This window comes from Streptomyces sp. NPDC050315, from assembly GCF_040655775.1.
In the GTDB taxonomy this organism is placed as follows: Bacteria; Actinomycetota; Actinomycetes; order Streptomycetales; family Streptomycetaceae; genus Streptomyces.
Window position 1 is genome coordinate 150,042 of the sequence record NZ_JBFAKN010000009.1, and the last position, 11,933, is coordinate 161,974.

At 69.9% G+C, this 11,933-nt stretch carries 10 protein-coding genes and 1 riboswitch; of the genes, 4 read left to right on the top strand and 6 right to left on the bottom strand.

The genetic code is table 11. The annotated features are described in order from the left end of the window. Positions 1-65 precede the first annotated feature (65 nt). Positions 66-476, bottom strand: a complete 411-nt coding sequence (locus AB0I82_RS29795) for a cobalamin B12-binding domain-containing protein (protein ID WP_351599528.1) — start codon at positions 474-476, stop codon at positions 66-68. Between the two features lie 588 nt (positions 477-1,064). Between AB0I82_RS29795 and AB0I82_RS29800 the strand changes: the two genes are divergently transcribed. Together AB0I82_RS29800 and AB0I82_RS29805 are read left to right on the top strand one after the other, a co-directional pair. Next, complete coding sequence (locus AB0I82_RS29800) at positions 1,065-2,150, top strand: alpha/beta fold hydrolase (protein ID WP_363260496.1); 1,086 nt, start codon at positions 1,065-1,067, stop codon at positions 2,148-2,150. A gap of 265 nt (positions 2,151-2,415) precedes the next feature. Next, complete coding sequence (locus AB0I82_RS29805) at positions 2,416-4,026, top strand: peptidoglycan DD-metalloendopeptidase family protein (protein WP_363260497.1); 1,611 nt, start codon at positions 2,416-2,418, stop codon at positions 4,024-4,026. Positions 4,027-4,102: 76 nt separating this feature from the next. On the opposite strand, the gene pcrA is transcribed toward AB0I82_RS29805, so the two are convergent. Next, positions 4,103-6,583: a DNA helicase PcrA gene (gene pcrA, locus AB0I82_RS29810; RefSeq protein WP_363260498.1), complete on the bottom strand. Its 2,481-nt coding sequence runs from the start codon at positions 6,581-6,583 to the stop codon at positions 4,103-4,105. Between the two features lie 311 nt (positions 6,584-6,894). Beyond that, a riboswitch (cyclic di-AMP (ydaO/yuaA leader) is annotated at positions 6,895-7,080 on the top strand. A 7-nt stretch (positions 7,081-7,087) separates the two neighbouring features. Between pcrA and AB0I82_RS29815 the strand changes: the two genes are divergently transcribed. Further along, positions 7,088-8,239, top strand: a complete 1,152-nt coding sequence (locus tag AB0I82_RS29815; protein WP_363260499.1) for an NlpC/P60 family protein — start codon at positions 7,088-7,090, stop codon at positions 8,237-8,239. Between the two features lie 47 nt (positions 8,240-8,286). On the opposite strand, the gene AB0I82_RS29820 is transcribed toward AB0I82_RS29815, so the two are convergent. Then, positions 8,287-8,640, bottom strand: a complete 354-nt coding sequence (locus AB0I82_RS29820; protein WP_363260500.1) for a hypothetical protein — start codon at positions 8,638-8,640, stop codon at positions 8,287-8,289. 394 nt (positions 8,641-9,034) lie between these two features. Next, on the bottom strand, positions 9,035-9,856 hold the full coding sequence (locus AB0I82_RS29825; protein ID WP_363260501.1) for an alpha/beta hydrolase: 822 nt from the start codon (positions 9,854-9,856) through the stop codon (positions 9,035-9,037). Between the two features lie 190 nt (positions 9,857-10,046). On the opposite strand from AB0I82_RS29825, the gene AB0I82_RS29830 reads away from it, so the two are divergent. Beyond that, positions 10,047-10,796, top strand: a complete 750-nt coding sequence (locus tag AB0I82_RS29830) for a GNAT family N-acetyltransferase (RefSeq protein WP_363260713.1) — start codon at positions 10,047-10,049, stop codon at positions 10,794-10,796. On the opposite strand, the gene AB0I82_RS29835 is transcribed toward AB0I82_RS29830, so the two are convergent. Both AB0I82_RS29835 and AB0I82_RS29840 read right to left on the bottom strand, forming a co-directional pair. Continuing rightward, on the bottom strand, positions 10,797-11,105 hold the full coding sequence (locus AB0I82_RS29835; protein WP_363260502.1) for a DUF397 domain-containing protein: 309 nt from the start codon (positions 11,103-11,105) through the stop codon (positions 10,797-10,799). Beyond that, on the bottom strand, positions 11,098-11,895 hold the full coding sequence (locus AB0I82_RS29840) for a helix-turn-helix transcriptional regulator (protein WP_363260714.1): 798 nt from the start codon (positions 11,893-11,895) through the stop codon (positions 11,098-11,100). Before AB0I82_RS29840 ends, AB0I82_RS29835 begins: the two co-directional genes overlap by 8 nt. Positions 11,896-11,933: the final 38 nt, after the last annotated feature.

An 11,933-nucleotide genomic window follows, 5' to 3' on the forward strand; every position in this document is an offset into this window, starting at 1 on the left:
GGGCGCGGGAGTGTCCCGCGCCCGGCCCGGGGCCGACGTCGAAGCCGGGGCGAGTGGCGGCGCGCTCAGGCCGTCAGCTGGCGGACGTTGGCGTTTACCCATTCGACGATGGAGGCCGTCGTGGCGCCCGGGGTGAAGATCTCGGCGACGCCCTGCTTCTTCAGCGGCGCGATGTCGGCCTCCGGGATGATGCCGCCGCCGAAGACCTTGATGTCCTCCGCGTCGCGCTCCTTGAGCAGTTCGATCACCCGCGCGAAGAGGGTGTTGTGCGCGCCCGAGAGGATCGAGAGGCCGATCGCGTCGGCGTCCTCCTGGATCGCGGTGTCGACGATCTGCTCCGGGGTCTGGTGGAGCCCGGTGTAGATGACCTCCATGCCCGCGTCCCGCAGGGCCCGTGCGATGACCTTGGCACCACGGTCGTGGCCGTCGAGCCCCGGCTTGGCCACCACCACACGGATCGGACCGGTCACACCCATCACTGCCTCCAAGCCAAGCGCGGCACCGGCCTTGACCAGCGCCGTCGAGCCGACAACCGAATATGCGGCCGCCCGGGCGGCCGCCAGCGTGAACGAACGTTATCCCCAGCATCGCGTACGGAGCCGTTTCGCGACATGGAGGGAGGGGGAAATCACACGTGGGACACGTTCGCTACGCGCCGTACGCCGCATCTCCTCCGCCGCCGCAAGGCGGCGGGGGCGTCTGCGGGGCGGCGCAGGGAGCCGCAGCAAATTGCCGCACCGCCGCGCCGAAGCCGCGCGGCACGGCAGTGCGCATTTCGGGTACGTACAGGCCCCCATGCACACGCACGGTGTGCGGGGAAGAGGTACCGCGCCACGTACGGGCACGCCGGCCGGGAGAGACGGAACGGACAGGTCGGCCGGCCACGTACAGCAGGCGCAGCAGCCGCGGAGCGCCGTCGGGTGACACCCGTCGGCGGTCCGCGCCGGTACCGCAACGTCATCGGCGAGCACGGTGCACGGGGGCCGTGTACGCACCCAACGGCTCCCCATGAGGGCATGACGGGGGACAGAGGCGTCCTCCGCGTGCCGTTCGGAGGTCGGCCGATGAAGGCCCTGCCCTTTCTCTGCTGTCTGATCCGCCCCTCCGCCGCCATGCTCCGCGTCACGGTGTGGGAGCTGGCGGTACTGGCCGGGCATCTACTGCTGTACCCCACGGGCGTCTCGCAGGAGCAGGCCGAGGCGGTGCGCGATGCCGGACGGCCGCCGTCCGCGCGTACGAAGCCGGGGCCGAAAGCCGCAACGGCCACAGCAACCACGGCCACAGCAAGTACGACCAGAGCCGGGACGCACAAGGGAGCGCACGCCGGAGCGAGCGCCCCCAGACCAGACGCCTGGTCCCGGGCCACCGCAGACGCCGGAGCCAGCGCCGGGACCGCCGGGACCGCCGGGACGGGACGGCCGGTGGCCGAGACCGACTCGCTGCCCGCGCCCGCCATGCTGCCGACCGAAGGCCGGTCGCACCCCCCGGTGCTCCTGCTGCACGGCTTCATCGACAACCGCTCCGTCTTCGTGCTGCTGCGCCGCTCGCTGCGCCGGCACGGGTGGTGTCACCTCGAGGCACTCAACTACTCGCCCCTCACATGCGACATACGCAAGGCCGCCGAGCTGCTCGGCCGGCATGTGGAGGACGTCTGCGAGCGCACCGGTCACCGGCGCATCGACCTGGTGGGGCACAGCCTCGGCGGGCTGATCGCGCGGTACTACGTACAGCGGCTGGGCGGGGACGCGCGGATCCGGACGCTGGTCACGCTCGGCACCCCGCACGGCGGCACCCGGCTCGCCGCGCTGCTGCCCGCGCATCCGCTCGTGCGCCAGATGCGGCCGGATTCCGACGTGATCAAGGAGTTGGCCCGGCCCGCGCCGAATTGCCGGACGTCTTTCGTCTGCTTCTGGAGCGATCTCGATCAAATGATGGTGCCGACCGAGACCGCACAGATCAATCATGCCGATCTGCGGACCCGGAACATCCATGTCTCCGGTGTCGGACATCTGGCCTTTCCGGTCAACGGCACGGTCGCGGCCGGCATCCGCGAGGCGCTGGCCTCGACGGACCCGACGAATCCGGCGCAGTCGGAGAATCCCGGCGGCGCGGCGGACGAGGTCGCGTCCGACCAGGCATCCGTCGCCTGACCGCACCGCCCGGCCCGCCGTCCGACCCGCCTTCCGACCCGCCTTCCAACCGCCTTCCGACCCGCTTCGCGATCACGACGTCTACGCCAATCGATGTCGAACATTCATCGAACGTGGCGCCAAGAACGTGCCGGGCGTCCTCCGAAAGACGGCCAAATGCCCGGTCTGGAAGGGCCCGAAACCTACGGAAGATTGTCGCCGTCGCATACCGCCGGGTACAGTCGCCGCTAATTCTCCTGCTGCCGAGGCGAAAGAGAAGTTGGTGGTGAACGACCGTCACCCGTCGGGGAACCCAGACCCGACCGGCTCTGCTGCTGACGCCTCGTACGGGTCCTATCCCGGCTACGAGTCGCACGAGCAGCAGGACGCCCAGCTCGGTTACGCCGCGTACGACGGGTACACCACCGGCACGTACGACACCGGCGCGTATGCCGCCGGTACGTATGACACCGGCGCCTACGACGTGAGCGGTGCGTACGACGCCTATGGAGCGACCGCGTACGACACCGGTGCGTACGACACGGTGACCTACGGCGGCGGGACGTACGACACCGGCACGTATGACGTGAGTGGTGCGTACGAGGCGAACGGAGCGTACGACGGCGGTACGTACCCTGCGGGGTACGAGACCGGTGCGTACGACCCGTATGCCTACCCGTCGTACGACACCACGGGCACGTACGACGTGAACGCTGCGTACGACACCGGGACGTACGACGTGAGCGGCGCGTATGACACCGGTGCGTACGACGTGGTCGGCGGTGCGTGGCCGACTGCCGAGGGTTACGAGGCCGCCCCCCAGGACGCGCAGTTCGAAACGGGCCAGTTTGAAACAGGCCAGTTCGAAACGGGCCAATTCGAAGCGACCCAGTTCGGGACCGGCCCCTTCGACACGGGCCAGTTCGAAGCCGCCGCCGAGTCCACCGCCGTCTTCACCGCCGACGACCTGGCCGGAGCGGAAACCGGGGTCGAAGCCGAAGCCGACGGCGACGTGCACTCCGCCGTCACCGCGATCATCCCCACCCCCACCGTCTCCCCCGAAGCCGCGCCCGACGACGCTCCCCCCGGCGCCCCAGGAGGCGCTCCCGGAGCCGTCCCCGGCGGCCGACGGGCCGCCCGGCGGGAAGCGCAAGGGAACGGCGGCCGAGGCCGGCGGCGGACGCCGAAGAAGTCCGCGCTGCTGACCGTCGCCGTGCCGTCCGTGGCCGCCATGGGCGTGTGCGCCGTGGCTGCCGCCTCCGTGTCCGGTGCGACCGACAAGGAAGAGGACACCGCCGTACAGGCCGCTTCGGACGCCTCGGCGGTGAAGCCGTCGGCCGCGAACAACAAGCTGGACTCCCAGCTCTCCAACCTGAGCGCGGACGCGAACGACTTCGCCGACCGTGCCAGTCGTACGCAGGAACGTCTCGACCTGCAGGCCCGGGAGGCCGCCGAGAAGAAGCGGCGGGCGGAGGAGGCGGCGCGCAAGGAGGCGCTGCGACCGAAGTTCGCGCTGCCGGTCAAGCAGCACGGGCTGAGCGCGCTCTTCGGGCAGGCCGGCGTCAACTGGATGTCGCTGCACTCCGGCATCGACTTCCCGGTCAGTTACGGCACGCCGGTCATGGCCGCGACCGACGGCACCGTCGTCACCAAGTGGAACCCCGCCTACGGCAACATGATCGAGCTCACGGCGCCGGACGGCACCGAGACCTGGTACTGCCACCTGAGCAGCGCCAAGATCCGCTCGGGCTCGGTCAAGGCCGGAGATGTCATCGGGTACTCCGGCAACTCGGGCAACTCCACCGGCCCGCACCTCCACTTCGAGGTGCACCCCGACGGCGGCGACGCGATAGACCCGCTGCCCTGGCTCCGCTCCAAGGGCATCAACCCGAACTGAGCCGCGCGTACCGCGAGTACACGGACGGCCCGGAACCCCCAGCAGGGTCCCGGGCCGTTAGTACGTACGACCAGGCCTACAGCTTCTCCACCGGCGCATACCGCAGCAGCAGCCGCTTCGGCTTTTCGCCGCCGAAGTCGATCGTGGCCTCGGCGTTGTCGCCGCTGCCCTTCACGCCGACGACCGTGCCCAGCCCGAAGCTGTCGTGCGTGACGCGGTCGCCGATCGCCAGCGCGGCCACCGGGCGGTCCTTCGCCCGCCGGGTCGCGAAGCCGCTCGGTCCCGCCTTGCTCCGCGAGGAGGAGACGGACGACGCGGCCCCGAAGCCGCCGCCGGACAGGCCGGAGGACAGCCCGCCCATGGACGCGGACGGCGTCGCGGGGCCGGTCCGCTTCCACTCGACGTACTCGTCCGGGATCTCCTCCAGGAAGCGGGACTGCGGGTTGTACTGGGGCTGGCCCCAAGCGCTGCGCATCGTGGAGCGCGTGAGGTACAGGCGCTCCTGGGCGCGCGTGATGCCGACGTACGCCAGCCGCCGCTCCTCCTCCAGCTCCTTGGTCTGGCCGAGGGCGCGCATGTGCGGGAAGACGCCGTCCTCCATGCCGGTCAGGAAGACGGTCGGGAATTCGAGGCCCTTGGCGGTGTGGAGCGTCATCAGCGTGATGACGCCCGTGCCCTCCTCGTCCTCGTCGGGGATCTGGTCGGAGTCGGCGACCAGGGCGACCTGCTCCAGGAAGTCGGAGAGGGTGCCCGGATTGTCCTCGTCGCGGTCCTGCTCGAATTCGAGGGCGACCGCCGCCAGTTCCTGGAGGTTCTCGATGCGGGTCTCGTCCTGCGGGTCCGTGGATGCCTGGAGCTCGGCCAGATAGCCCGTACGCTCCAGGACCGCTTCCAGGACGGTCGCGGGACCGGCGCCGGACTCGGCGATGGTCCGCAGCTCCTCCATGAGCGTGTTGAAGCGCTTGACGGCGTTCGCGGAGCGCGCCGCCATGCCGTACGCCTCGTCGACGCGGCGCAGCGCCTGCGGGAAGGTGATCTTCTCGCGCAGCGCGAGCGCTTCGATCATGGCTTCGGCGCGGTCGCCGATGCCGCGCTTCGGCACGTTCATGATCCGGCGGAGCGGGACGGCGTCCTCCGGGTTGGCCAGCACGCGCAGGTACGCGAGGACGTCCCGGACCTCCTTGCGCTCATAGAAGCGCACGCCGCCGACGACCTTGTACTGCAGCCCGACCCGGATGAAGACTTCCTCGAAGACACGGGACTGGGCGTTCGTGCGGTAGAAGATCGCGACGTCGCCGGCCTTGGTCTCGCCCGCGTCCGTCAGCCGGTCGATCTCGTCGGCGACGAACTGCGCCTCGTCGTGCTCGGTGTCGGCGACATAGCCGATGATCTTCGGGCCCGTGCCGGCGTCCGTCCAGAGGTTCTTCGGGCGGCGGTTCTCGTTGCGCTCGATGACGGCGTTGGCGGCCGAGAGGATCGTCTGCGTGGAGCGGTAGTTCTGCTCCAGCAGGATCGTGGTGGCGTCCGGATAGTCCTCCTCGAACTGGAGGATGTTACGGATCGTGGCGCCGCGGAAGGCGTAGATCGACTGGTCGGCGTCGCCCACGACGCACAGCTCGGCGGCGGGCACCTCGGGCGTCCCGGGGCCGACCAGCTCGCGCACGAGGGTGTACTGGGCGTGGTTGGTGTCCTGGTACTCGTCGACCAGCACGTGCCGGAAGCGGCGGCGGTAGTGGTCCGCGACGTCCGGGAACGCCTGGAGCAGATTCACCGTCGTCATGATGATGTCGTCGAAGTCCAGGGCGTTGGCCTCGCGCAGCCGCGCCTGGTACATCGTGTACGCCTCGGCCAGCGTCTTCTCGAAGCCGTCCGCGGCCGTCCCGGCGAAGGTCTCCTCGTCGATGAGCTCGTTCTTGAGGTTGGAGACCTTGGCGCTGAAGGACTTGGGCGGGAAGCGCTTGGGGTCCAGGTCCAGATCGCGGCAGACCAGGGCCATCAGGCGCTTGGAGTCGGCGGCGTCGTAGATCGAGAACGACGACGTGAAGCCCAGCTTCTTGGACTCGCGGCGCAGGATGCGCACGCAGGCGCTGTGGAAGGTCGACACCCACATGGCGTTGGCGCGCGGGCCCACCAGGTCCTCGACGCGCTCCTTCATCTCGCCCGCGGCCTTGTTCGTGAACGTGATCGCGAGGATCTGGCCGGGGTGGACGCCGCGCGCGCCGAGCAGATGCGCGATGCGGTGCGTGAGGACACGGGTCTTGCCGGAGCCGGCGCCGGCGACGATGAGCAGCGCGCCGCCGCTGTGCACCACGGCGGCCTTCTGCTGGTCGTTCAGCCCCTCCAGCAGGGCGGCCGGGTCCACCGCGGGGCGGGCGGCGCCGTCGCGGTAGTACGGCTCCCGCTCCACGGGCGCGCCGAACTCGCCCCCGAAGAGGTCGGCCGGGCCCGCCTCCGGTGCCGGACGGGGATCGTCGTCCTCGGGAGGGGGCGGCTCCTCGTCGTGAGGCTCGGGAGGTCCGAGGTCCGCCAGGAAGCTGTCGTCAAAGAGGCTGCTCATCGCCCACCGAGTCTAGGCCGCCCCACCGACAACGCGGTCCCGGCCGCGGAATTCCGGGGAATCGCGGGGATACAGCGGGGATGCGGGGGCGCGGAGGATACGGCACAACGCGGGCGGTCACGGGCGGAGAACACCACCGGACAGCCCGTGATCGGAAGTGGTCCCGCATCGGACCGGACACGGCGAGATCACGGAAATGTATCGGGCATATCGAACATCAGCCTTCACAGGAGTCACACGAGTTGGTTACCGTGCCGACCGGGCAGCCCGCCCCACCGCCCGGCGAAAGCGCCGGCACGGGCCGCCCCGCCGAGTCCGTACCGCCGCACCCAGGGCGGCCGGAGCCGGGGACCCACACGCACCACCGGGGTGAATCGGGCCGCACGGAGCGATCCGTACGGACCGTAGGGCACCTTCCGTAGTACGCCGCAGCGACAGCGATGCGGCACCCGCCCGAACCCGACAGCTAACCCGGTAGGCGGTCCACGGAAGGAGTCGCCGGCCTTGGCGTCTCATCGCAAGCCGCGCACCCGCATTCTCGCCGTGCCCGCGCACCGCCGTACGGCGGCCGGGCTCACCACCGCGGCGCTCGCCTCCGTCACGCTGCTCACCCAGAGCGCGGACGCGGCCCCCGGAAACCCCAAGCCCTCCATAGAAGAGGTCAAGAAGAAGGTCGACGGCCTGTACCGGCAGGCCGAGGTCGCCACCCAGAAGTACAACGCCGCCAAGGAGCGCGCCGGCACGCAGCGCGAGAAGGTGGACGAGCTGCGGGACGCCGCGGCCCGGCGGACCGAGAAGATGAACGAGGCCCGGCGCGAGCTGGGCACCTTCGCCTCCGCGCAGTACCGCTCCGGCGGGCTGAGCCCGACCGCCCAGCTGATGCTGGCCCGGGACCCGCAGCAGTTCGTGGACCGCAACCACCTCATGGAGCGGCTCACCGGCCGCCAGCAGGAGGCGGTCGCCGACTACCAGGACCAGCAGGCGCAGGCCGGGCGCCAGCGGGCGCAGGCGATCCGGAGCCTGGAGGAGCTGCAGAAGTCCCAGGAGTCGCTGAAGACGTCCAAGCAGGACGTCCAGGACAAGCTGACCGAGGCCCGGCAGCTGCTGTCCCGGCTGACCGCCCAGGAGAAGGAACGGCTGGCGGAGCTGGAGCGCAAGAAGAAGGCCGAGGCGCAGCGCAAGGCGGAGGAGCTGGCGCGGGAGCAGGCCGAGCGCGAGCGGCGGGAGCAGCAGGACGGCGGGTCGGACACCGGGACCGGCTCGGGCTCCGACGCCGGGACGCCCGACGTGCCCGATGGTACGTACGCGACCAAGGCGGAGAAGGCGATCGCCTTCGCCCGCGCGCAGATCGGAAAGCCGTACGTATGGGGCGCGACCGGCCCCACGTCGTACGACTGCTCGGGGCTCACCCAGGCGGCCTGGAAGGCGGCGGGCGTCTCGCTGCCGCGGACGACCTGGGACCAGGTGAAGGTCGGCACGCGGGTCGCGACGGGCGATCTGCAACCCGGTGACCTGGTCTTCTTCTACGACGACATCAGCCACGTCGGGATGTACATCGGCGACGGCAAGATGATCCACGCGCCGAAGCCGGGCACGAACGTACGCGTGGAGTCGATCTACTACATGCCGATCTACGGGAGCGTACGACCGGCCTGACGCGACCGGACGTGAGTCGGACCCGGCCCTGTCGGGCCGGGTCCGACTCACGTCCAGAGGAGCGCGAGGAAGATGTTGACGACCGTGAGCAGGCCGACGAGCCCGAAGAGCGGCTTCTCCACCTTCTCCTCGTCGCGCTTCACGTAGACCAGCCCGAGGATCACGATCAGGACGGCGAGCTTGACGCCGATCTTGATGTTGTTGACCGAGTAGTCCTGCATCTGGTTCAGGCCGACCAGGATGACGCCGGTCACCAGCATCGTGATCGCGCCGTGCAGCATCGCGGGCACGAAGCGGGCGGTGCCCGCGCCCATCGCCTTCATCTGCGTGAGGAAGCCGCCGAGCAGCGAGGCGATGCCGATGATGTGCAGCGCGACGAACACATTGATCACTACGTCCATAGTGGTCGATCGTAGTCCCGCCTCCGTCGGTACCTGTCACCCGGTGGCCGGAAGCGAGCAATCCACGGCAGTGGAATGGACAAGTACCGGCAATGCCCCGCCTCATCGCCCCCGGGAGGTTTAGCGTCCTCGTCCAGGCGGTCGGCTCCCCATCGCCGTCGGATCCGCCCCGACGGCCGTCGACCGCCCCCGCCGAGGTACGGCGGCGGCCCGCTCCCCCTTGTCACGGGCCGCCGCCGTACCGAACCAGCCACGGACCTATCGGAAGCGCTCTGGTGCTTTGCTGTCGCGAGGGGAACGCGGGATAACTGGTGCCACACCAGTCACGAGAAACGATCCAGCGCTCAATCATTTCCGTCACGCGTCACGGAATTCGACCGTACGGTCGGAATTCCTAATGCAGCCGCGGTACATGGCCGCTCACCACGAAGTCCCGCAGCAGATCCATTGACCGTTTCGGCGCCTCGCGGAAGACGCCGTGCCCCGCCTTGGCCAATACGTGCAGCCGTACGTCCGTATGACTCAGCCGGTGCGCGAAGCGGCGGGCCGCCGAAGCGGTCGCCACCGGGTCGTGCTCGCCGGCCAATATCATCGTCCGGCACGCCACCTGGTCCAGCCCGCGCCAAGGGTCGAACTCCCGCGCCAGCACCATCCGGAAGTGGTCCAGCACTTCGTCGTTCCACCGCACCCGGCGCAGCCGGTTTCCGTCGGCCACGTCGTCCCCGCCCGGCTGCTGCGAGTACAGCGGCAGGCAGATCCGCTCCCACGCGTCGGTCATCTCGTCGCCCGTGTCCCCCGCCCAGTAGCGCAGCGCGACCTCCCGGGCCTCCGGACCTCCCAGCCGTTCGAACATCTCCAGCCGTTCGTACGTATCGCCGGGCATCACGCTGTCCAGCACCAGCCCCGCGAACCGGTCCGGGTGCCGGATGGCCGCCAGCAGCGCGACCCAGCCCCCGCTGGACGTACCGACGAGAACTGGCCGTTCGATCTCCAGCGCGTCGCAGAAGTCGATCGCGTCGTCCGCCCACCGCTCCCACGTCCACTGCAGCGGGCCGCTGCGCACGGAACGACCACTTCCGCGCTGGTCCAGATAGATGACCTGAGCGAAACCGGCCGCGGCGGAAAGCTCCGGTTTGAACAGGGTGTGATCCGCCCCCGGCCCCCCGTGGAGCAGCACGATCGTCGGCCGTTCGGCCATGTCCGGTCCGTCCGTCACCAGTTGGGCTCCCTCCACGTCGAAGTAGAGCCGAACACCATCACCGATATGTACCCGCACGGCCCTTGACCTCTCTCAAGTAGCCTGATTTTTGAAGGATTCGGGTGGCTTCGGCAGCGTTATGCAAGGGGGCCGAATTCCACCGTCACTATTGCGAAGCTCTCGCAATACGATCGTGTCCGTGGACACAATGACCGAGCACCACCGCGTGCCAGTGGCACGGCCGGAGGTCGTACGCGCCTGGGTGGACGGCTGGGTACGTTCGCGCGGCGCGGACGGCGCGGTCGCGGTACCGGGCGGCTTCCGGATAGCCGTCGGCCGCACGGACCAGGTCGCGCGGTACGTCCTGCCCGCGGCCGACCCCGCGGTGCTGCGCCGCCTGTCCGTCGCGCTCATCACGCCGGGCCTGTGGCTGAAGGTCTGCGCGCCCCGCTCGGCGGTTGAGCCGGCGCTGCCGGCGTCGTGGGACTTCCAGGCGCCGGAGTATCTGATGACCGCCCCACTGGGCCGTGCGGTGCGCACCGGGGTGCGCGATGGGGTGCCCGACGGGCTGCGGGACGGGCTGGTACCGGGGGCTGCGCCCGCGCCGCCGCCGGATCCGGCCGTGCTGCCCGGCGGATACGTCGTCGAGACGGTCGCCCAGGGCGGCCTCGTCGACGCGCGCGCGTTCAGCACGACGGGGGAGGTGGCTGCGGGCGGCCGCGTCGCACTCGCCGGTACGGTGGCGGTCTTCGACCGCGTGAGCACGGACCCGGCGCATCGCCGCCAGGGGCTGGGCCGGGTCGTGATGACGGCCCTGGCCGCCCGCGCCGCCCAGCAGGGGGCGACGCAGGGGGTTCTGGTGGCCCGGGACGACGGTCTGTCCCTGTACCGGGCCATGGGCTGGGAGCTCCACTCCCCGGTAACCACGGCAGTACTCCGTAGACGGGGGACGCGTTGACTACCCGCCCACGGCGGCGTACGCGACAAATGCCGCCCAGGCCGCGGGGGCTATCGCCAGACGGGGGCCGTCCGGCTCCGCCTTCGAGTCCCGCACGTATACGCGTGCCGCGTGCTGGGCGACCTCGACGCAGGCCCCGCCGCCGCTGTCGCTGTAGCTCGACTTCCGCCACTCGTGGGCGACCTCGACGCAGTTGGCCCCCTCGTCGTCGCTGTAGGTCGACTTCCGCCACTCAAGGGCGACCTCGACGCATGCGCCGCCCTCGTCGTCGCTGTAGCTGGACTTGTACCAAGCAAGCTCGTCACTCATGCTCCGCCGCCACCTTCCTGATGAATTCGGCCGACTCCTCGACGCAGAGGGCATGTTTGCGGATCATGCCATGCCGCTGAGTCAGCTCACTGGCCTTCTCCACGTCAGCGTAGAGAGCGCTCGTCCGCTGGCCTTCCACGTAGGCGTACCGGTCGTGCTCGGCCGTTTCCAGCAGGATGATGCCGCCGATCAGAGCCACCCCGCTGCAGCGGCCGATGGGGAGCACCTGAATCGATACGTTCCGCAGCTCGCCGACCTCCAGCAGCCGATGCATCTGCTGACGCATGGCCTTGGCGCCGCCCACCATCATCCGCAGTGCGGCCTCGTGGATCACGAAGTCGAACACGACCCGGGGGCGGGAGGACAGCGCCTCTTGTCGACGCAGCCGGGCGCTGACGCGCTCCTCGACCGTCTCGTCGTCCGCAGGCGGGTACGTCTCGCTCATCAGCACCCGGGCGTAGGCATCGGTCTGCAACAAGCCCGGGATCAGCAGCGGCTCGTACCAGTGCACAGCGATGGCCTCGGCCTCCAGCGCCATGTACTCATGGGAGCGGGCCGGGAAGGGCGCGGGCTTCAAGTAGTCCCGAGCGGCCATCAACAGGCCATGCGCCCCGCACATTTCGTCGGCGATTTCGAGGAGCTTCACCGTGGGGCGGCGGCGACCCTGTTCCATGGACTTGACCGAGTCCTGCGCGTAGCCGGACTCCGTGGCGAGGGCCTCGCGCGAGACGCCTGCGTGATTACGCCACAGCTTGACCTGGTTACCGCAGTAGCGCCACGCGTCCGTCACCGCGTCCACCTCCGGAGGGGTACCGGCCGGGTACAACA